This is a genomic window from Rhizobium sp. Root1203 (assembly GCF_001424945.1).
In the GTDB taxonomy this organism is placed as follows: domain Bacteria; phylum Pseudomonadota; class Alphaproteobacteria; order Rhizobiales; family Rhizobiaceae; genus Rhizobium.
On record NZ_LMCW01000001.1, the window covers coordinates 384260 to 404982 of the forward strand.

Genomic DNA, 20723 nt, shown 5'->3' on the forward strand with positions numbered 1-20723 from the left:
GGTCAAACAAGAGGACCAGCGGCTATTCGACGGTGACGACCTTGCCAGGGTTCATGATGCCGGCGGGATCGAACGCACGCTTGATCCTGCGCATCAGATCCATTTCGATCGGCGGCCGGATGGCGGCGAGTTCGTCGCGTTTCAGCTGTCCGATACCGTGTTCTGCGGAGATCGAGCCGCCGTGAGACAGCACCAGGCCGTGAACGATGGCGTTCATCTCGTGCCAGCGGTCGAGAAATGCCTGCTTGTCGGCCCCGACCGGTTGGGAGATGTTGTAGTGGATGTTCCCGTCTCCCATGTGGCCGAAGGCGCAGATGCGGGCGCCGGGCATGGCAGCCATCACCGCTTCGCCGGCCTCCAGCATGAACTGCGGTACCGTCGAGACCGGCACGGACACATCGTGCTTGATCGACCCGCCTTCCGGTTTCTGTGCCTCCGACATGCTTTCCCGCATATGCCACAGCGCCTTCTGCTGGGCGACGGAGGATGCGATCACCGCGTCCTGCACCAGGCCGGCTTCGAAACCCTGCTCCAGCAGGGCTGTCATCATCCGCTCCGCCGTCTCGGCCGAATCGGACGTCGAGATATCGATCAGCAGATACCAGGGATGCTCCGATTCCAGCGGATCGCGAACGCCGTCGATGTGGCGGGCAGTGATCTCGACGCCAAAACGAGGCATCAGTTCGAACCCGGTCAGCGACGTGCCGCAGAGACTGGAGGCGAGGTTGAAGAGCGCCAGCGCCTCTTCGACCGAGTTGAGGCCGGCAAAGGCGACCTGCTTGCCGAGCGGCTGGGGATAAAGCTTCAGGACGGCGCCGGTGATGATGCCGAGCGTGCCTTCCGCGCCGATGAAGAGATCGCGCAGGTCGTAGCCGGTATTGTCCTTCTTGAGGCGGCGCAGGCCATCCCAGATCTCGCCGGTGGGCAACACCACTTCGAGCCCGAGGCAGAGGTGGCGCATGTTGCCGTAGGCCAGCACGGCCGTACCGCCGGCATTCGTCGACAGATTCCCGCCGATCCGGCACGAGCCTTCGGAGCCGAGCGAGAGCGGGAAGAGTCTGCCATGGGCTTCCGCAGCCTTCTGGACTTCGGCAAGGATCGCGCCGCCGTCCGCCACAAGTACGTTTGCGACGGGATCGACATCGCGAATCTTGTTCATGCGCTCGAGCGAAATGATGATATCGGAGTGGCCTTCGCGCGGCGTCTGTCCGCCGACAAGGCCGGTGTTGCCGGTCTGCGGTACGACAGCGGTGCCGGTCTCGCTGGCAAGCTTGAGGATGGCGGACACCTCCTCGACATTCGCAGGCTTCAGCAGCAGCGGCGAGGCGCCATGATAGAGGCCGCGGTTCTCGATCAGGTGCGGCGCGAGGTCGGCCTCGGTACGCAAGGCATACTTGTCGCCGACAATGGCTGCGAAACGGTCGAGAAGTTCGGGTGAAACGCTGCTCATGAAGCCTTGATCCTTTTAAATCACTCTCGTGGTGCCGCGGCGCGCCGCAGCCGGTCGTTGATGGCTTCGCCGAGGCCCTCGTCGGGAACGGCGGAAAACGCGATCGTCGCAGCGCCGCTGGCGTCGGCCTGTTTCATGTAGTCGAACAGATTGGCGGCCGCTTCGGCAAGATTGCCGTTCCGGCTGAGATTGAGGACGATCCGGGCATGTTCCGACCCGGCAATCGGAGCCGCGCCGAATGCGATCAATGCCTCGCCTTCATCGATGTGGGTCGCATCGAGGCGAACCGCTGCACCCGGCGCATAGTGGGAGGCGAGCATTCCTGGCGCCTCGATCGCGGCAGACGCCTTGCCGGAGCGCAGCAATCTGCGGCCGGCAACGCGCTCGATCTCGGATGCAACCAGCCCGCCCGGGCGCAGAAGCCTCAACCGGCCGGCTTCGACCTTGACGATGGTCGATTCCACGCCGACCGCGCTCGCCCCAGCATCGAGGATCAACCTGATCTTGTCGCCGAGATCGGCCTCGACATGAGCCGCGCTCGTGGCGCTGATCTTGCCGGACGTGTTGGCGCTGGGTGCTGCGAGCGGATGCCCGAAGGCACGGATCAGGTCGCCGGCAAAGCCCCTGGGCAGCCGGATGCCGACCGTATCCAGCCCGGCGGTTGCAAGCCCGTGGATCGCGCTGTGCGGCCTCAGCGGCACCACGATGGTCAGGGGACCGGGCCAGAAGGCTTCTGCCAATGCGCGCGAGATCGGGTCGAACGCGGCATACTCCTCGGCCATCTCGAGATCGGCCATATGGCAGATCAGCGGGTTGAAGCGCGGCCTGCCCTTGGTCTCGTAGATTCGCGCGATGGCAGCCGGGTTGGTGGCGTCGGCCGCAAGTCCGTAGACGGTCTCCGTCGGAATGGCGATCGGGAAGCCGTCGCCAAGCACGGCGCAGCCGGCTTCGATCGCCCGCCGCCTGTCCTTCGTGATGTCGATGATTTCAGCCATGTCCCGCCCGGGTTTCTTTCAGGCAGTCCTTATGCCTTCCGCGCGCTCCGATCAATATCGGAGCTGCCGGAAGATCTCGATCGCGGCGAGCATGATCTCGATCAGAGTTGGCCAGTGATCCGATCAGAGTTGACGGATGATCTCGCGAAGCTGTTCGTTGCGCGCTCCAAGCAGCAGCACGTTCTTGATCGCGATCTGGGGGTCGTGAGTGCGGAACAGCAGGCCGTTGCCGCGCACCGTCCGGTCGATCGTCATTTTCTCCGGCGTGTGTTCGCCCGGCCTGATCGCCACCGCGAAATACATGCGCGAATACTGCACGTCGATGCGTTCGAAGAAGTTGTCGTTGTCGCCGATGTCAGCGTAGAAGTTGGCGATGTAGAAGGCCCAGCTGACGTCCTCGTAATGCGCGAACTTTGTCCGCGCTGCGGTGACATGGCAGTAGCCGAGATGCGGGCTGTCCTTCAGCGTCCGATGAAACAGCATCTTCGGAAACTGGATCGTGCGGTGAAAGGCGTTGATGTTGTGATGCGTCTTTTCCCCCGCGGACTGCAGCTTGCGGCCGGTTTTGTCGGCCACCTCCTCGTGGGTCAGGTAGCGGCGTTCGGCAGCGAGCCAATGGGCCCGATGCCGCGTGATCTTGCCGGTTCGCAAGAATTCGGAATGCGGGGCTATCGGCTCGGCGTTCTGTCCGTCCGGACCCTTGCTTGCGTCGAAGTAACGAAGTTTCGCCATGTCTCGCATTCCGCATACTGATAATATGACAGAAGGATAGGCAGTTCATGCTTAAGGACCGATTAAGCGCCGGGTGTGGTTGCACCGGAATGAAAACTTGTAGCGGCGAATGTCGCAAACAGGATATGGATGCCGAGAAGCGTTCGCAGACTGATAAAGCCATTGGGTTTTAGCCGTGTCGCGATCAGCGATAATTGCGCTGCACCGTTTGCCAGCGGGCGCGTAGAGCCTCCTTTTTGCAGTGGTCCGGTGCCTGTCGTCATTTTCGAAGCCGATGTCGCTTTAAAACCAAGGCACCGGCGTGGGCGGTGGTTAAATGCAAATCATGAAGAATGTCTCCTGACGGGAGGGAGTATAGGCTTCCCGCGGCTTTCGTCTTCCAGCAAGCGACCGCCCGAATAGACGAGGATGTGCAGATGGATATTCGCAGCAACGTTTTGCGGCAGCTCAAGAACCGCCGCGAAGGTTTTAGCCTGGAGCAGCCCTTCTATATCGATGAGGATTATTTCAAGCTCGATATGGAGATGATCTACTATCGCGACTGGCTGTTCATGGGCCATGACTGCGAACTCCCCAAGCCCGGTGCCTACTTCACGGTGCAGATCGGCCAGTATCCGGTTGTCATCGTTCGCGGCCGGGACAATGTCATCCGCGCCTTCCACAACAGCTGTCGCCATCGCGGTTCGCGTGTGTGCACCAAGGACCACGGCTCGTCGGTCCGCCTTGTCTGTCCCTATCACCAGTGGGCCTACGATCTCGATGGCAAGCTCGCGTTCGCCCGCCATATGGGCGATGACTTCGACAAGAGCGGCTATAGCCTGAAGCCTGTCCATTGCGAGAGCTTCGCGGGCTATATCTTCATCTGCCTCGCAGAGAAGGCGCCCGACTTCCAGCCCGTTCGCGACATGGTATCTCCCTATATGATGCCGCATCACCTGAAGGATGCGAAGGTCGCCTTCCAGAGCACGATCATCGAGAAGGGCAACTGGAAGCTCGTCTGGGAAAACAACCGCGAGTGCTATCACTGTGCCGCCAATCACCCGGAGCTGTGCCGGACATACCCGGAAGCACCGAGCGTCACCGGCACCGATGGCGGCGCCGATGACCCTGAAATCGCCGGCCACTGGGCACGCTGCGAGGCCGCCGGCCTTCCGAGCAAGTTCCAGATCTCTCCGGACGGCCAGTTCCGTACTGCCCGCATGCCGCTGATCGAGGATGCGGAGAGCTACACCATGTCCGGCAAGCGCGCTGTCGGCCGTCCCCTGTCGGACGACGTGACGATCGACCGGATCGGCGCCATGCTGTTGTTTCACTATCCGACGACGTGGAACCACATCCTCGGCGATCACGCGATCTCCTTCCGCGTCTTGCCCCTCAGCGCCAACGAGACCGCGGTGACGACCAAGTGGCTGGTCCACAAGGATGCAGTGGAAGGCGTCGACTACAATCTCGAGGAACTCACCCACGTCTGGACCGAGACCAACGATCAGGACCGCCGGATCGTGGAGGAAAACGCCTTCGGCATTCATTCGCCCGCCTATGAGCCCGGTCCGTATTCGGCGCTGCACGAAGGCGGCGTGATGCAGTTCCTGGAATGGTACGGGAATTTCATGGTCAACCGCCTGCAGGGCGACCAGGCCAAGCTTTCCGTCGTCGCCTGACCTGCTCCGATATCCAGAAAAAGCGGCGCCGTCTTCTTCGCAAGGCGGCGTCGTTTTTTGCCTCTTCGCTCAGAAATCCTGATAGTTCAGCGCGTTGACTTCATGTTGCGGGACTGACGACGTGACCATTGCATCTGGCAGGGGCCGCTGTGGAGAAAGCGACGCCACCGCCGCCGGCGGCGTTTCCCGCGGCTCCATCTCGATTTTCGCCAGGATAAGCGGCGGATCCGGCTCGCGGGCGGGCAGAAGATTGCCCTGGGGCCAGATCTTCGCCAGTTCCGCCTTGCCCATCGGGGCGACGTTGACGTCGATATCGGTGAGCGTGCCGGGAACGCGGTAGGGGCAGCGGCGCTTGCTGCAATTGATCCCGGAGGAGAATTGCCAGAGAAGGTAGTTGTCCCAGTTCCCCATCGGGAAGACGCCCTTTACCTCAGGCTTGTAGCGCGCATACCAGAGCGGCAGGCGCGCCAGTACCGGATAGTCGTTGCGGTAGGCGGCGATGTAGCGGGCCGTGTCATGGTTGGTGTAGAGCACGGGGTAGCGGCCGGTGCGCGCCTTGATGTGGCCGACGAAGATCTGCGCATCTTCCAGCGACATGTATTTCCGAGGATCGACGCCCTCCAGGTCGAGGATCATCATCTCGTCGGGTTTCGGATCGGCATATTCCAGAAAGTGGTTCGCCTGGTCGATCGGATTGCCGGGCCTTGCCAGATGATAGGCACCCCAGAGCAGACCGGCTGCGCGTGCAACGAGCCGCCGAGTCTGGAACAGTTCGCGGCTTACGGCATACTTGCGCCACATGGTCTTGCAGTGGCCGACGGTATCGCCGGCATGATCGCCGGTGCAGGCAAAGCTCTCCGGCAGCCCGTCCGAGGCTTTCGAAATGAAGGCGCCGATCCGCTTGTCGGATAGCAGCGATAGCCAGTCGATCTCGTTCAGCTCGTACGCATCGACCACGATGGCATTTGCGGGATTGTTCCAGGGGAGCGTGTCGTTGGCTCCGGCATACCGTGGCGCTCCGGCAGCGAGCGCCAGAAGCAGAAAGCGGAGTATGAGATTTCCACGGTATCGCTTCATGAAACGAGCCTGGTGAAAACTGGTTAATGTCCGGTTAATCTGGCATTGCTCATAAATAGAAAGCCACCCACCGGCGCGAAAAAAAGCGAATCGGAACAATCTCGCGCGCTGTCCGTTTCATGCTACGTTTATTCCGATCCGAATTGGGAGTTTGTATGGTCAGATCATTTAAAAAGGCAGTTATTGCGATTGCATCGTCGCTGATGCTTCTGACGGGCTTCGTGCCTTCACAGGCGACGCAGATGCCTGCCGGGCCGCAGCTGGAGAAATCCGGCGACGTGCAGACTGTCCAGTATTGCCGCTACGGCCGCTGCGGCGGGCCTGGGTATTACCCCGGCTATCGCCCCGGTTACCGGCCCGGCTACTATCCCGGCTACCGCCCGGCTCCCGCCTATCGTCCAGCCTATCGGCCGGGCTGGTATGGCGGTTACCAGGGTTACAGCTACTATCGTCCCGGCTATCGCCAGTATAACGGCTACTGGTATCCGCTGGCTGCCTTCGGCGCCGGCGCCGTCATTGGCGGTTCGATCGCCTCGCAGCCCCGCTATGCCGAGCCGGCCGGCTCGGCCCATGTTGATTGGTGTGCGTCGCGCTACCGCTCCTATCGCGCCTACGACAACACCTTCCAGCCGAACAGCGGTCCCCGCAGGCAGTGCGTTTCGCCCTATTGAGGCGGTACACATTTCAACGACAGGCCCGGCAGCGATGCCGGGCTTTTCGATTCAGAGAATGTCGACCCGCTTGAGCAGCCACCATGCCAGTGCGATCGACGCGATGATCAGGCCGATGGCGTATTCGGTGCCGTTGGTGCCCTGGGCGAAGGGCAGGTTTGCCGTGTTCATGCCGAAGAAGCCGGTGACCAGCGTCGGCGGCAGCAGGAAGGCCGTCATGATCGACAGGATATAGAGGTGGCGGTTCGTCTCCGAGGAAAGCTTGGAGTCGATTTCCTCGTGCAGCAGCCGGGCCCGGTCCTGCAGCGCATAGATGTCGTGATCGACGGATTCGAGCCGGCTCGTCAGCCGCCCCGCGATGTCCTCGAAGCCGAAAGGCATCTCGTCGTCATCGGATGCGGCCGCGCGGCGCATGAGGGTCAGAACCGTTCTGAGGTGCCGGTGGATCCGGACGACCGTGCGCCTGACAGGCGCCAGCCGCCGCCGCTCGTCGCGAGGCGCATTGTCGTAGACGTAGTCCTCGATCACGTTCAGTTCCTCGGTGATCTCCATGACGATGGAGATCAGGGTGCGTTGGAACTCGATCACCAGCAACTCGAAGAGATCGACGGGACGTGCAATCTTTGCCGGATTTTTCTCGAGCAGGCCGCGCGCACGCTCGACGCTACGCAAGGGTTGCAGTCGCGTGGTGATGATGAAGCGGTCGGATATCGCGAAATGCAGCCAGCCGAGATCGGCGGTCTCATGGTCAAATTCGCGCTGGCAATCGACAAGGGTGCCATAGAGCATGTGCTCGTCGACGGTAATCGCCGAATGCGTATCATGTGTCGTCAGCGCCGCCTTGGTGTCGGCGGTCAGCCCGTCTAGAGTATCCAGCAGCGCCGGAACGCGCGCATCGGCAAGGTTGAGATGCAGCCAGTAGAAGCCGCCGCCACCTGTCAGTTCGGTCGGGAGTGCGCTGTTTTGCAGCCGGATCGCCTTGCCGCCTTCCCGCGGAAACCGGTATGCCCAGACGAGGCCCGGTATGCTGACTGGCATTGTATCCATGGTTCGCCGGTCCTCTGCGACTGCGGGTGTCCCCGATCTGAACGATCCCGGGTATCGCCGGCCACGAAGGGAGCACGGTGTCCCGCCGAGCGGCGAGACCCTGTTGGGGACCATGCCATAGAGCTTCTCTATGACAGTTACTTTGCAGTTTCGTGACAGTTTGACGCTTCGCCGGCGTGGCGTATTGGCCGCCGTGAACCCAAGTTTGAAATTGACGCTTACGTAAAAATCAATTAGCTCTGCCGACGGAGGGGCAGGACGGAAATCGACAGAACCGATCCGGCCAGCGATGTGAGGAGACACCGATGTACAAGGCGCCCGTCGAGGAAATTGCATTCACGCTGAAGCACGTCGCAGGTCTCGGCCAGGCGATGGACGACGGCCTGCTGGGCGATCTTGGTGACGATCTTGTCGATGCCATCCTGTCCGAAGCCGGGCGTCTCGCCACCGACGAGATTGCGCCGCTTGCCGACGTCGGCGACCGCCAGGGCGCGCGTATTGCCGATGGGACGGTGACGACGCCGGACGGCTGGCGCGATCTCTACCGGAATTGGATCGCAGGCGGCTGGAACGGCCTGACGGCAACTGAGGCGTTCGGCGGTCAGGCCCTGCCGCATATGCTGAACGTGGCAGCCCTGGAAATGTGGAACTCGGGCTCGATGGCCTTCGCGCTCTGCCCGACGCTGACCATGGGGGCGATCGAAGCGGTCTATGCGCATGGCAGCGACGCGCTGAAGCAGATCTATCTCACTAAGCTCGTCTCCGGCGAATGGACCGGTACGATGAACCTGACCGAGCCGCATGCCGGTTCCGACCTCGGTGTGCTCAAGACACGCGCCGAGCGCCGCGGTGACGGTACCTACCGCATATCGGGCCAGAAGATCTTCATCACCTGGGGCGAGCACGACGCCGCGGAAAACATCATTCACCTCGTGCTTGCCCGCCTGCCGGACGCGCCTGCCGGAACGCGGGGCATCTCGCTGTTTCTCGTGCCGAAGTTCATCGTCAATTCCGACGGCTCGCTCGGCGCCCGCAACGACCTGTTCGCCCATTCGCTGGAACACAAGCTCGGCATCCACGGATCTCCGACCTGCACGATGATCTACGGCGACGGAAAATTCGGCGACGGGAAGGGAGCCATCGGCTGGCTCGTCGGAGAGGAAAACAAGGGGCTCGCCTGCATGTTCACGATGATGAACAACGCTCGCCTCGCGGTCGGCATGCAGGGCGTCGCCATTGCCGAAGCCGCGACACAGAAGGCGATTGCCTACGCCAGGGAGCGCACGCAGGGCAAGGCGCCGGGCTGGACCGGCACCGGCATGAGCCCGATCATCGAACATCCCGATGTCGCCCGCATGCTGCTGACGATGAAGGCGCTGACGCAGGGCGCCCGCGCCATCGCCTATACCTGCGCCCACGCGACCGACATGGCGCACCGCGCGCCGGACCGCACCCGGCACTGGCAGGAACGCGCGGCGCTGCTCACGCCGATCGCCAAGGCATTCGCGACGGATGTCGGCGTCGACGTCGCCTCGCTGGGCATTCAGGTCCACGGCGGCATGGGCTTCATCGAGGAGACCGGCGCCGCCCGCTATTTGCGCGATGCCCGCATCGCTCCCATCTACGAGGGCACGAACGGCATCCAGGCGATCGATCTCGTTTCCCGCAAGCTGCCGCTTTCCGGAGGCGCTGTGGTTCGCGCGCTGATCGGCGACCTGACCGCGATCGCTGCCGACGTCGGCCGCTCCAATCTGGATGGCTTCGGAACGACGGCGCAACGGCTCGATGTGGCGATTGCCGACCTTGCCGAGGCGACCGATTGGCTGCTGGCGCAACTGGCAGAAGGCCGGACGGCAGATGCACTCGCCGGGGCAACGCCCTATCAGCGTCTGTTCGGGTTGGTGCTGACCGGCTGCTACCTCGCCAAGGGCGGCCTTGCCGACGCGGCTGACGGCGATGGCGCAAGCCGTATCGCGCTCTGCCGCTTTGCCGCCGAAAACCTGCTCGCCGAAACGGCCGCACTGAAGGATACCGTCGTCAACGGTGCGGCAAGCCTGGCCGGTGCCGCAAAAGCCGTTCTAGCCTAGGAGCCCAAATGACCGATCACATCATCGTAGAACAGTCTGCGACCCTTCCCGGTGTCCAGATCATCCGCTTCAATCGTCCGGAAAAGAAGAATGCCATCACCCGGGCCATGTATTCGAAGATGGCCGAGGCGCTCGCGTCGGCCGATGACGATCGATCGATCGGGGCGACGGCCTTCCTCGGCACCGCAGGCTGCTTCTCCGCAGGCAACGACCTGGGCGACTTCCTGGCTGTTGCCATGGGCGGCGGCATGCCGCGCGAGGTCCTGGACTTCCTCTATGCCCTGGTGAAATCCCGAAAACCTGTCGTATCGGGCGTCGACGGGCTCGCAATCGGTGTTGGCACGACGATGCATCTCCATTGCGACCTGACCGTCGCCTCGGCGCGCAGCCAGTTCCGCACGCCCTTCGTCGATCTCGCGCTGGTGCCGGAAGCTGCGTCCAGCCTCGTCGCGCCGCGGATCATGGGTCATCAGCGTGCCTTCGCGCTTCTCGTGGCAGGGGAGGCATTCTCCGGCGACGAAGCGAAAGATGCCGGGCTCGTCTGGAAGCTTTGCGCAGCGGAGGACGTGGAGGCGATGACGCTGGCGATTGCGGCAACGCTCGCCGCCAAGCCACCGGAGGCCGTGCGCATCTCTCGCGACCTCGTTCGGGGTGATCGTGAAGAGATCATCGCCCGCATAGACGAGGAAGCCCGCCATTTCTCGGCACGCCTGCAAAGTGCCGAAGCGCGGGCAGCTTTCGAAGCCTTCATGCGGCGTTAAGGTTAGAAAAGTTTGATTTTCGTCGAATTTTAAGCCTGTTTTAAATACCCCTCTAATATTAGGGGTCTGACGGCATGCCTCGATCGCTGTCGTCCAGGCGCATGAGGCGCTTCGCTTTCGCTTTGCCCAGCATCACACCGCATCGAGAGGCCCGCGTCTTCGCATGGAGCGACGCGGACCGCTCCCCGAAAGGAATTTCCTTGAAAAAGAAGACGAACCTGATGACGCGCATCCTGTTTGCTGCGTCCGCCGTTGTCCTCGCGGCCTTTGCCGCCTTTTCCTACTATATCAACTCCGTCGAGCGAAACACCGCGACTGCCGCGATCGAGGCGAATATTCGCTCCTCGGGCGAGCAGGCCGCGCGCAGCCTCGCCAACTGGATGAACGGTCGCGTCACGCTGACCGCCATGGCCGCCAACGCTGTAGGCCGCGCCGGCGATCAGAAGGGCGTCGAAGGCGTTCTGCAGAACGATATCCTCACCGGCCAGTTCGTCAGCACCTACTTCGGCGACGAGCAGGGCGTCTTCACCATGTGGCCCAAGCTGCCGATGCCGGACGGCTATGACGCGCGCAAGCGTCCCTGGTATCAGGATGCCGTCAAGGCCAATGCCAGCATCATGACCGAGCCATACACCGATGCCTCCAGCGGCGATCTCATCATCAGCGCCGCGGTTCCCGTCAGCCGCGACGGCAAGCTTGCAGGCGTCGTCGGCAGCGACTTCTCGCTGAAGTCGATGGTCGACATGATCAAGGAGATCGATCTCGGCGGCAAAGGCACCGCCTTCCTCGTCAACAAAAGCGGCCAGATCGTCATCCATCCGGATGCCAAGCTGGTGACGAAGACGCTCGCCGATGCCTTCCCCGCTGCAACGCCGTCGATATCGAGCAATCTGGTCGAGACCGAATTTGGCGGCAAGGACGTGCTCGTCAGCTTCATGCCCGTTGCCGGCTTGCCGTCGGTCGAATGGTATCTCGGCTTCGTGGTCGACAGCGACGCCGCTTTCGCCTCGCTCAACGAATTCCGCATCGCCGCAACGATCTCGACGATCCTGGCCGTCGGCCTGATGATCGCCGCAATGGCCTGGCTGCTGCACGGTCTCGTCATTCGCCCGGTCACCGACATGACGGCCGCCATGCAGAGGCTCGCCGCCGGCGACCTTTCGGCCGTCATCCCGGGCGAGGATCGCACCGACCAGATCGGCTCGATGGCCGAAGCCGTCGCGGTCTTCAAGAAAAACGCCGTCGATCGTGAGCGCCTGGAAGGCGAGGCCGAGTCGGGCCGCGCGCTGACAGAGCGCGAGCGCCAGGACCGCGAGGTCCAGAAGAACCGCGAGGCAGCCGAAATCCGCCATGCGGTCGACGCTCTCGCCGGTGCGCTCGGTGCGCTTTCCGATGGCGATCTTGGCCACCGCATCGAGACGCCCTTTGCAGCAAACCTCGATCGCCTGCGCAATGACTACAACACCGCCGTCGGCAAGCTGCACGGCGCCCTGCAGATGGTCGGCAACAACGCTCACGCAATCGATGCCGGCGCCACGGAAATCCGCACCGCTGCCGATGGCCTTGCCCGCCGCACCGAACAGCAGGCTGCCTCGGTCGAGGAAACCGCTGCCGCTCTTGAGGAAATCACCACGACCGTCAAGGATACGGCCCGCCGTGCCGAAGACGTCGGCGGTCTGGTCTCCCGCACCCGCTCCGGCGCAGAGGAGTCCGGAAACATCGTCCGCAAGGCGGTGTCTGCAATGACGGAGATCCAGCAGTCTTCCGAAAAGATCGCCAACATCATCAGCGTCATCGATGACATCGCCTTCCAGACCAACCTGCTGGCGCTCAATGCCGGCGTCGAGGCGGCGCGCGCCGGCGAGGCGGGCAAGGGATTCGCGGTCGTGGCACAGGAAGTTCGCGAGCTTGCGCAGCGCTCCGCGCAGGCGGCCAAGGAGATCGAAACCCTTATCACGGCGTCGAATTCCCAGGTCCGCTCCGGCGTGACGCTGGTCGGCGACACGGGCAAGGCGCTCGAAGCCATCGTTGGCCAGGTGCAGGAAATCAGCCGCCACGTCGAGGCGATCGTCACCGCGACGCGCGAACAGTCGACCGGCCTCGCGGAGATCAACACGGCCGTCAACACGATGGACCAGGGCACGCAGCAGAATGCTGCCATGGTCGAGGAACAGACGGCAGCGAGCCACGGCCTGGCGCAGGAGGCGGCAAAGCTCATGCAGCTGCTCGCACAGTTCAATCTGTCGGCCAAGTCCTACGGCACAGCATCGACCCGCCGCGCCGCCTGACCGGTAACCGTTCCAAAACGTCGAACGCCCGCGCTAGCCGCGGGCGTTTTCCTTTTGTGGTTTGGATTGGCTGATTGGCGTGCCCGCGAGCGGCTATTTCTCGAGGGTTGCCACCACCTCGACATGCGAGGTCCAGAGGAACTGGTCGATCGGCGTGACGCCGGTGATGCGGTAGCCGCCGGCGACCAGAATGGCGAGGTCGCGCGCCAGGGTCAGCGGATTGCAGCTGACGGCGACGATCTTCTTCACTGCAGAGCGGGCGAGTTCCTGGCATTGAAACTCGGCACCGGCGCGCGGCGGATCGAAGACGACGGCGTCGTAGACCTTGAGTTCCGCCGTCATCAGCGGACGGCGGAAGAGATCGCGCCTCTCGACGCTGACGGGCTTCAGCCCCTGCGTGTTGCGCGCGGCATGGTCGAGTGCCGCGAGCGGCTTCTCTTCGCTCTCGACGGCGTGCACGCGCCCGACCCGGGCAAGCCGTAGCGAGAAAGTGCCTGCACCGGCAAAGAGATCGGCGATGCGCTTGGCCTTGCCGACATGGGCAAGCACCAGCGCAGCCATGGCTTCCTCGGCAGGCTTCGTCGCCTGCGTGAAGCTGCCGGGCGGCGGCGAGACGCTCACGCCGCCGAAATCGACGATCGGCTTCGACGGCTCGACGAGGATTTCGCCGTTGAGCGAGACGCGCGCGATGCCGCGAAGCGCCAGCACGGTCTCGATCGCCTTTCGGCGCTGCGGGTCGGAGAGTTTCTTGATGCCGTCAACGGCGATATCGAGGCCGGGCAAGGTTTCGAGAACGGAAATGCGGAAGGCTTCGGCGCTGTTGGCCAGCGCCGCTCCGATGGCCGTGATCGCCGGCAGCCTGGCGATGATGGCTGCCGACGAGATGGGACATTCCTCGATGGCGACGATATGATGGCTTTCGGCCTGGTTGAAGCCGATCAGCATGTCCTTTTCGGTCTTCCGTGCCGCGAAGACGACACGGCGACGCTCGCCGGGGTGAGCGGCGATGGTCTTGTCGACCTCGGGCGTCAGTCCCTTGGATTTCAGCGCGTCGATGACAAGCTGCCGCTTGAAGGCGCGGTAGGGCGCATCGCTCAGGTGCTGCAGGGTGCACCCCCCGCAGGTGCCGTTGATACCGTCCGGGCCGAAGTGGCGGCACGGCGGTTCCTGCCGGTCCGGCGAGGGCGTGGCGATCGACATCACCGTCCCCTGGTCCTTGACCCGCGCGATCGCGACGGTTTCGCCCGGCAGCGCGAAAGGCACGTAGACAGGCCCGTTGGTGCTGTTGAAGATGCCGTCGCCCTGCGCGCCCAGCTTCTGGATGGTGACTGTCTCGGTGCTCACGGTTTTGTCCCTGCGAGTAGGAATTCCTGGTTGCCGTCACCGCCGGCGATCGGCGAGGCGATGAGGCCGAGGCTCGTCCAGCCCATGTCCTCGACGAACCAGCGCTCCAGCTCAGCCGCAACAGCAGGCGCGGAGGAGGGATCCTTCAGCATTCCGCCCTTGCCGATTGCGTCGCGTCCGGCTTCGAACTGCGGCTTCACGAGCAGGATCGCCGCAGCGCCGGACTCGGCGATGTCGAGCGCGGGCGCCAGCGCCAGCTTGAGGGATATGAACGAAACGTCGGAGACAATGAACGTAAGGGGATGGCCGATGTCTTCGGCCACCAGATTGCGGGCATTCAGCCCCTCGATGTTGGTCACATCGGGATTGCCGGCGAGGCGCGGATGCATCTGGCCGTGGCCCACGTCGACTGCGGTCACATGCGCCGCGCCGCGCTCCAGCAGGACCTCGGTGAAGCCGCCGGTCGAAGCGCCGACATCGAGACAGTGGTGGTCGCCGGGGTCGAGTTTGAAATGATCGAGCGCCGCTGTCAGCTTCAAGGCGGCGCGCGACACGTAATCCTGCGCCGGATCGTCGATTTCGATGGCGGCATCTTCACCGAAGAGGGCGCCGGCCTTCGTCACCACCTTGCCGCCGACCTTGACGGTTCCGCGCTGCACGGCGTCGCGGGCGCGCGATCGGCTGGCGAAGAGGCCAAGGCTGACGAGAAGTTGGTCGAGGCGTTGTGTGTTTTGATCGGACATGGCCTGTCCATGCAGGGCAAAGCCCGCAGTTGCAAGCCTTTTGTTCGTTGGCCGACTGTCGGGGAAGGGGCTTTGCTCCACGAGTCCGTGCCACGATTCCTCTTGCCGGTCATGTTGCGACGCACAAACTTAAGCAATTTTAAAGTCTCCCCTAATAGAGTCGGAGGCGTTGCAGCGGTTGATCGAAACCGCATCCGCCATGATGGACGGGTGCCCGCAGCTGCCGATCGTGTTCCCTATCCGCGAATTTTGTGAGGCATGCATCGCATGCCCGATGTCCCATGGCTTTGAGCCGTCTGGAGAGACTGACTGATGTTTGCAAGAAACATGTCCTTGAACGGTAAGCTCGCCGCGACTTTCGCAGCGCTGATCCTTATCTTTCTGTCCGTTTCCGCTTTTGTTTACTCAAAGGCCGGAGCCGTCGCTGCGGCCTCCGAAGAGCAGAAGCGATCGGAGCGTCTGGTCAACCAGATCGACGATGCCCTGCAGGCCATGCTCGAACAGGCAGTCAACCTGCGCGGCTTCCTCCTCTTTCGCAGCGACAGTACCTATGGCGACATCTTCGCCAACCGCGAGCGCATGTTGAAGGCGATCGCCGCCGCCCGGGAAACGGCAGCCGGCAAAAGCGACTTCATCCAGCAGATCGACGGGATGCAGAAGGCAGCCGATCTCTATTTCAGCCAGTTGGCCCAGCCGCAGTCGAAGGCTCGCAAGGAAACCGACATGCCCGTCGACCAGATCGTCAAGATCGGCGTCAACGAAACCAAGGGCCAGCTGGACGGCTTCCGGCAGGCATCGGCCAAGATCAAGGCGGCGGCGCGTGATGAATCGAATGCGCTTGCCGCCGTCCAGGCCGATGCCGGCAGCGATCTCCGCATGACGCTCCTCGTCGGGGGGATCGCCGCTGCCCTGGCAGCGATCGCTCTTGCCTGGCAGCTCTCGCGCAGCATCGTCCGTCCGATCGTCGGCATGACAACGGCGATGGGCAGGCTCGCCGGGGGCCAGAACGACATCGACGTCCCCGCGCTTGACCGTCACGATGAAGTCGGCCGCATGGCCCAGTCGGTTCTGGTCTTCAAGGATGCCGCGATCGAGAAGCAGCGGCTTTCCGGCGAGACCGACCGCATGCGCCTCGACGCCGAACGCCAGCGCCAGGCAAGCGACGAGCAGAAGGTCCGCGAGGAGGGCGAACTGCGCTTCGCCATCGACGCTCTTGCCGGCGGTCTGTCCGATCTTGCCAACGGCAACGTTGCCATCCGGATCTCCACGCCCTTCGCCTCGCAGTTCGACCGCCTGCGTGACGACTTCAACAATGCCGTCGACAAGCTGCGGGCCGCCCTTCAGTCCGTCGGCCACAATGCGTCGGCGATCAACGCCGGTGCCGGTGAAATCCGCACAGCCGCAGACGATCTGGCGCGCCGGACCGAACAACAGGCCGCGGCCGTCGAGGAAACCGCAGCAGCGCTCGAACAGGTCACGACGACGGTCCGCGATTCCGCGAGGCGTGCGGAGGATGTCGGCCAGTTGGTCGAGCGCACGCGCCTCGGCGCAGAGAAATCCGGCGAGGTCGTCCGCAAGGCCGTTACCGCCATGCAGGAGATCGAAAAGTCGTCGGGCGAGATCAGCAACATCATCGGCGTGATCGACGATATCGCCTTCCAGACGAACCTGCTGGCGCTGAACGCCGGCGTCGAGGCGGCGCGTGCCGGCGACGCGGGCAAGGGATTTGCCGTCGTCGCACAGGAGGTGCGTGAGCTGGCACAACGCTCGGCCAACGCCGCCAAGGAGATCAAGGCGTTGATCAATACATCAGGGACGCAGGTCAATGCCGGTGTCTCGCTTGTTGACGAAACCGGCAAGGCGCTGACCGAGATCGTCGGCGCGGTGCAGGAGATCAACAAGCACGTAAGCGCCATCGTCACCGCCACGCGCGAACAATCGGTCGGCCTGCAGGAAATCAACACCGCGGTCAACAACATGGACCAGGGCACCCAGCAGAATGCCGCCATGGTCGAGGAACAGACCGCAGCCAGCCATTCGCTCGCCCAGGAGGCGGGCGCGCTGGACGAACTGCTGCGCCAGTTCAACCTCGGTCAGCAGCGTGCCGAAGCACCGAGGGCAAGCGTCGCCAACGGCGGCTCGCGTCCCGCCGCCTCGCCGGCACGGGCTCTGACGCGAACGGTTGCCAGGGCCTTCGGCGGCAAGGCCGCAACGGCCACGGCTGTTCAGGAAGACTGGACGGAATTCTGAGTCGTCCCGGAGATCCGGTGATAGCGGAAACAGGGCGGTCGAGAAGGGCCGCCCTGTTTTGTTTGCGGAATCCTCGGCGGTTGCGGCAGGCGGGCTTCCATTTTTCCGGAACCGCTGCAAGGAACGTCCCGGAGCAACGATCGGCGATGTTTGATGTGAGGTGGTTTTGACGCGTTTTATATCCGCCGTGCTGGTGCACGTGGCCGACATGTCCGAGGGTATTGCCTGGTATCAGCGGGCGTTTCCCGATGCCGTTCGTGAGATCGGCCAACCCCTCCGGCTTCGAGTTCCTGAAGATCGGCATGACGCAGCTGGAGCTGGTCCCGGCTGACGAAAAAGTACCAAGCGGTGCTGCCGGTTCAGTTGTTTACTGGTGGGCGAATTCGAACGATCGCTTGTCCACCTGCAGTCGGTCGGCGCGGTGCTTTACCGGGGGCCGATGGAGATCGACGGGGATCTCTGGATGTGCCAGGTCCGCGATCCCTGGGGAAACTGCATCGGCATTCGCGGACCGCTTGCGGCGGATCCGAACTCCGCTCGCTCCCCGGACCAAGAGGCTCCCGCGATCGGCAGCCCCGACACCAAATCCCGGTCACGGAAGTTGACGGCCCGGGACCGGTCGGTGAACTACCCTGCGACGCCGACGACGGCAGGACGTCCGAGCGCCTTGAAGACCGTGGCGACGATGCCCGCCCGGTCAAGACCGGCTTGTGCATTCATCACCTCGGGCTTGGCCTGTTCCACCCAGATGTCAGGCATGACGAGCGAACGAACCTTGAGGCCGTTGTCGAGGAGGCCTTCCGTCGCGAGGAATTGCAGCACATGGCTGCCGAAGCCGCCGACGGAGCCTTCTTCGACGGTGATCAGCATCTCGTGGTGGCGCGCAAGCTGGCGGATGAGGTCGTGATCCAGCGGCTTGGCGAAACGCGCATCGGCGACCGTCGTCGAAAGCCCGGCGGCGTCGAGGTCTTCGGCCGCGAGCAGGCAGTCGGCCAGACGGGTACCGAAGGACAGCAGGGCAACCTTGGATCCTTCCTTGACGACGCGACCCCTGCCGATCTGCAGGATTTCGCCGCGCGCCGGCATGTCGATGCCAATGCCCTCGCCGCGCGGATAGCGGAACGAGATCGGACCGGCATCGTAGGCCGCAGCCGTCCGCACCATATGCTTCAGTTCCGCTTCGTCGGCCGCAGCCATCACCACGAAGCCGGGCAGGGCGGCAAGGAAGGTGGTGTCGAAGGAGCCCGCATGCGTCGGCCCGTCCGCGCCCACGAAGCCGGCACGGTCGATCGGGAAGCGCACCGGCAGGCCCTGGATCGCCACGTCGTGCACGACCTGGTCGTAGGCCCGCTGCAGGAACGTGGAGTAGAGCGCGATGAACGGCTTGTATCCTTCGGCGGCAAGGCCGGCGGCAAACGTCACGGCATGCTGCTCGGCAATCCCGACATCGAAGCAGCGGGACGGAAACACGCCGGCGAGCTTGTCGAGGCCCGTTCCACTAGGCATTGCCGCGGTGACGCCGACGATCTTGTCGTCGAGTTCGGCTTCCTGCACCAGCGCCTCGGCAAACACGCTGGTATAGCTCGGTGCGTTCGGCTTCACCTTCGCCTGCGCGCCGGTGATGACGTCGAATTTGTTGACGCCGTGATACTTGTCGGCGGCCGCCTCGGCCGGCGCATAGCCCTTGCCCTTCTGCGTGACCACATGAATCAGTACGGGACCGTTGGCATTGTCGCGGACATTGCGCAGCACGGGCAGCAGGTGATCGAAGGAATGACCGTCGATCGGGCCTATATGATAAAAGCCCATCTCCTCGAACATGGTGCCGCCGGTGACGTAGCCCCGGGCGTGCTCGACGGCGCGGGTGATGGCGCGGTCGACCTTCTTGCCGAGATAGGCCGTCAGCTTCTTGCCGAAGTCGCGGAAACCCATGTAGGTGCGCCCGGAGGCAAGACGGGCCAGATAGGCGCTCATCGCGCCCGTCGGCGGGGCGATCGACATGTCGTTGTCGTTGAGGATGACGATCAGCCGGGCATCCAGCGCGCCGGCATTGTTCAGTGCTTCGTAGGCCATGCCAGCCGACAGCGCGCCGTCGCCGATGACAGCGATCACGCGGCGGTCCGTCTTGTCGAGTTCCGAGGCGACAGCCATGCCGAGACCGGCGGAAATCGACGTCGAGGAGTGGGCGGCGCCGAAGGGGTCGTATTCGCTCTCGGCGCGGCGGGTGAAGCCGGAAAGGCCGCCTTCCTGGCGAAGCGTGCGAATGCGGTCGCGACGGCCCGTCAGGATCTTGTGCGGATAACACTGGTGCCCGACATCGAAGATCAGCCGGTCGTCAGGCGTGTCGAAAACGTTATGGATGGCGATCGTCAGTTCGACGACCCCAAGTCCCGCTCCCAGATGCCCGCCGGTGCGCGACACGGCATCGATCATTTCGTCCCGGACCTCACGCGCTAGCTGCGGCAGGTCGCGATCCTCCAGCTTTCGGAGGTCGGCTGGATAGGTAACCTTATCCAGCAGCGGCGTCTTCGGCGGTTGTGTCACGGGTGGGCACTCTTTCTTGTCATTCTTGGGCAGGATGCCTTTAGGGCATAAATTGCTGTTAAAAAAGTCGATTTCAAGAACCTCAAGATTTCCTTTCTAAAGGAGATCAGCCCTCGGGCAAAGGTATGAATTCCTCTTCGTCCCCCGGAACGATGTCGAAGCGGCCGGTTCGCCATTCCTCCTTGGCCTTCTCGATCCGCTCCTTGGAGGACGAGACGAAATTCCACCAGATGTAACGCTTGGAATTGAGCGCCGCTCCGCCGAACAGCATCAGGTGACAGCCCTGGCCGCCGGCCTCCAGCGTGATCGCATCGCCGGGGCGGAAGACGAGCAGCTGATCCGCTGCAAACGTGTCGCCGGCGATCACCACCTCACCGGAGAGGATGTAGGCCGCCCGCTCCTCGTGCGCCGCCGCGAACGGAAATTTCACGCCCGCTTCGAGATTGATGTCGGCATAGAGCGTATCCGACAAGACTTTGACCGGGGAGGACATTCCCTCGAAGGCGCCGATGACGACGCGCCCGCGCACGCCGCGTTCGTCGATGACCGGCATCTCGCTCTTTTCGGTGTGGGCAAAGGAGGGGTCGATCTCCTCCTTGTCGACTGGCAGTGCCAGCCACGTCTGAAGTCCCGACATCAGCAGCGGATGGCCGCGAAGGTTGTCCGGCGTGCGTTCCGAATGCACGATGCCGCGTCCCGCCGTCATCAGGTTGATGTCGCCGGGTCGAATGACCTTTTCGGTGCCGAGGCTGTCCAGGTGCCTGATCTCGCCGTCGAAGAGGTAGGTGACGGTCGAAAGCCCGATATGCGGATGCGGCCTCACGTCCAGCGCCTCATCCGGCTTCAGGATCGCCGGCCCCATGCGATCGAAGAAGATGAACGGACCGACCAGGCGCCGCTGGCGGCTCGGCAGCGCTCGCCGCACCTGAAATCCGCCGAGATCGGTGGTGCGCGGAATGATCAGGTTCGCAATCGCATCGCAGGCGAACGCGTCGCCGGGCAGGGGGTCTTTACCGGGAAAGAAGGACATGGCGGATCTCCAATCGATCACTGAAACTACCGATAATTGCTCG

General features: G+C 63.3%; 15 protein-coding genes. 6 read left to right on the plus strand and 9 right to left on the minus strand.

The window, feature by feature from the left end:
- Nucleotides 1–22: 22 nt before the first annotated feature.
- The 3 genes from ASC97_RS01905 to ASC97_RS01915 all read right to left on the minus strand — a co-directional run bounded on the left by ASC97_RS01905 (nucleotide 23) and on the right by ASC97_RS01915 (nucleotide 3177).
- On the minus strand, nucleotides 23–1450 hold the full coding sequence (locus tag ASC97_RS01905) for an FAD-binding oxidoreductase (RefSeq protein ID WP_057466657.1): 1428 nt from the start codon (nucleotides 1448–1450) through the stop codon (nucleotides 23–25).
- Between the two features lie 20 nt (nucleotides 1451–1470).
- On the minus strand, nucleotides 1471–2445 hold the full coding sequence (locus ASC97_RS01910; protein WP_057466658.1) for an L-threonylcarbamoyladenylate synthase: 975 nt from the start codon (nucleotides 2443–2445) through the stop codon (nucleotides 1471–1473).
- A 123-nt stretch (nucleotides 2446–2568) separates the two neighbouring features.
- A complete protein-coding gene (locus ASC97_RS01915; protein ID WP_057466659.1) occupies nucleotides 2569–3177 on the minus strand; it encodes a DUF6656 family protein in 609 nt (202 codons plus the stop codon).
- A 416-nt stretch (nucleotides 3178–3593) separates the two neighbouring features.
- Here ASC97_RS01915 and ASC97_RS01920 point away from each other — a divergent pair, with 416 nt between their 5' ends.
- Nucleotides 3594–4838, plus strand: a complete 1245-nt coding sequence (locus ASC97_RS01920; RefSeq protein WP_057466660.1) for an aromatic ring-hydroxylating oxygenase subunit alpha — start codon at nucleotides 3594–3596, stop codon at nucleotides 4836–4838.
- Between the two features lie 69 nt (nucleotides 4839–4907).
- Here the strand turns inward: ASC97_RS01920 and ASC97_RS01925 are convergent, their stop codons facing one another.
- Nucleotides 4908–5915: a glycoside hydrolase family 25 protein gene (locus ASC97_RS01925; RefSeq protein WP_057466661.1), complete on the minus strand. Its 1008-nt coding sequence runs from the start codon at nucleotides 5913–5915 to the stop codon at nucleotides 4908–4910.
- 155 nt (nucleotides 5916–6070) lie between these two features.
- Between ASC97_RS01925 and ASC97_RS01930 the strand changes: the two genes are divergently transcribed.
- The gene (locus ASC97_RS01930; RefSeq protein ID WP_057466662.1) at nucleotides 6071–6586 is read left to right on the plus strand and encodes a BA14K family protein; all 516 of its coding nucleotides are present in this window, start codon (nucleotides 6071–6073) and stop codon (nucleotides 6584–6586) included.
- A gap of 51 nt (nucleotides 6587–6637) precedes the next feature.
- On the opposite strand, the gene ASC97_RS01935 is transcribed toward ASC97_RS01930, so the two are convergent.
- A complete protein-coding gene (locus ASC97_RS01935; protein WP_057466663.1) occupies nucleotides 6638–7633 on the minus strand; it encodes a transporter in 996 nt (331 codons plus the stop codon).
- A 305-nt stretch (nucleotides 7634–7938) separates the two neighbouring features.
- Here ASC97_RS01935 and ASC97_RS01940 point away from each other — a divergent pair, with 305 nt between their 5' ends.
- The 3 genes from ASC97_RS01940 to mcpU all read left to right on the plus strand — a co-directional run bounded on the left by ASC97_RS01940 (nucleotide 7939) and on the right by mcpU (nucleotide 12769).
- Complete coding sequence (locus ASC97_RS01940) at nucleotides 7939–9720, plus strand: acyl-CoA dehydrogenase (protein ID WP_057466664.1); 1782 nt, start codon at nucleotides 7939–7941, stop codon at nucleotides 9718–9720.
- Nucleotides 9721–9728: 8 nt separating this feature from the next.
- Nucleotides 9729–10481 carry a crotonase/enoyl-CoA hydratase family protein gene (locus ASC97_RS01945; protein ID WP_057466665.1) on the plus strand — a complete coding sequence of 251 codons (753 nt, stop codon included), beginning with the start codon at nucleotides 9729–9731 and terminating at the stop codon, nucleotides 10479–10481.
- Nucleotides 10482–10681: 200 nt separating this feature from the next.
- On the plus strand, nucleotides 10682–12769 hold the full coding sequence (mcpU, locus tag ASC97_RS01950) for a methyl-accepting chemotaxis protein McpU (protein WP_057466666.1): 2088 nt from the start codon (nucleotides 10682–10684) through the stop codon (nucleotides 12767–12769).
- 93 nt (nucleotides 12770–12862) lie between these two features.
- Here mcpU and ASC97_RS01955 read toward each other — a convergent pair whose 3' ends face one another.
- Nucleotides 12863–14113 (minus strand): class I SAM-dependent RNA methyltransferase, encoded by a 1251-nt coding sequence (locus ASC97_RS01955; protein ID WP_057466667.1) that lies wholly within the window; start codon nucleotides 14111–14113, stop codon nucleotides 12863–12865.
- Nucleotides 14110–14856: a TlyA family RNA methyltransferase gene (locus tag ASC97_RS01960; protein ID WP_057466668.1), complete on the minus strand. Its 747-nt coding sequence runs from the start codon at nucleotides 14854–14856 to the stop codon at nucleotides 14110–14112. Before ASC97_RS01960 ends, ASC97_RS01955 begins: the two co-directional genes overlap by 4 nt.
- A 312-nt stretch (nucleotides 14857–15168) precedes the next feature.
- Here ASC97_RS01960 and ASC97_RS01965 point away from each other — a divergent pair, with 312 nt between their 5' ends.
- Complete coding sequence (locus tag ASC97_RS01965) at nucleotides 15169–17106, plus strand: methyl-accepting chemotaxis protein (RefSeq protein ID WP_057466669.1); 1938 nt, start codon at nucleotides 15169–15171, stop codon at nucleotides 17104–17106.
- 627 nt (nucleotides 17107–17733) lie between these two features.
- Here the strand turns inward: ASC97_RS01965 and dxs are convergent.
- Both dxs and ASC97_RS01975 read right to left on the minus strand, forming a co-directional pair.
- Nucleotides 17734–19650, minus strand: a complete 1917-nt coding sequence (dxs, locus tag ASC97_RS01970) for a 1-deoxy-D-xylulose-5-phosphate synthase (protein WP_057466670.1) — start codon at nucleotides 19648–19650, stop codon at nucleotides 17734–17736.
- Nucleotides 19651–19756: 106 nt separating this feature from the next.
- Entirely contained in the window at nucleotides 19757–20680 is a 924-nt protein-coding gene (locus ASC97_RS01975; RefSeq protein WP_057466671.1) for a pirin family protein, read from the minus strand.
- Nucleotides 20681–20723 lie beyond the last annotated feature (43 nt).

Coding starts and splice junctions, on each gene's coding strand:
- ASC97_RS01905 (WP_057466657.1), bottom strand. CDS start 1,450: ATGAGCAGCGTTTCACCCGAACTTCTCGACCGTTTCGCAGCCATTGTC.
- ASC97_RS01965 (WP_057466669.1), top strand. CDS start 15,169: ATGTTTGCAAGAAACATGTCCTTGAACGGTAAGCTCGCCGCGACTTTC.
- ASC97_RS01925 (WP_057466661.1), bottom strand. CDS start 5,915: ATGAAGCGATACCGTGGAAATCTCATACTCCGCTTTCTGCTTCTGGCG.
- ASC97_RS01915 (WP_057466659.1), bottom strand. CDS start 3,177: ATGGCGAAACTTCGTTACTTCGACGCAAGCAAGGGTCCGGACGGACAG.
- ASC97_RS01920 (WP_057466660.1), top strand. CDS start 3,594: ATGGATATTCGCAGCAACGTTTTGCGGCAGCTCAAGAACCGCCGCGAA.
- ASC97_RS01930 (WP_057466662.1), top strand. CDS start 6,071: ATGGTCAGATCATTTAAAAAGGCAGTTATTGCGATTGCATCGTCGCTG.
- ASC97_RS01945 (WP_057466665.1), top strand. CDS start 9,729: ATGACCGATCACATCATCGTAGAACAGTCTGCGACCCTTCCCGGTGTC.
- ASC97_RS01935 (WP_057466663.1), bottom strand. CDS start 7,633: ATGGATACAATGCCAGTCAGCATACCGGGCCTCGTCTGGGCATACCGG.
- ASC97_RS01940 (WP_057466664.1), top strand. CDS start 7,939: ATGTACAAGGCGCCCGTCGAGGAAATTGCATTCACGCTGAAGCACGTC.
- ASC97_RS01910 (WP_057466658.1), bottom strand. CDS start 2,445: ATGGCTGAAATCATCGACATCACGAAGGACAGGCGGCGGGCGATCGAA.
- ASC97_RS01960 (WP_057466668.1), bottom strand. CDS start 14,856: ATGTCCGATCAAAACACACAACGCCTCGACCAACTTCTCGTCAGCCTT.
- ASC97_RS01975 (WP_057466671.1), bottom strand. CDS start 20,680: ATGTCCTTCTTTCCCGGTAAAGACCCCCTGCCCGGCGACGCGTTCGCC.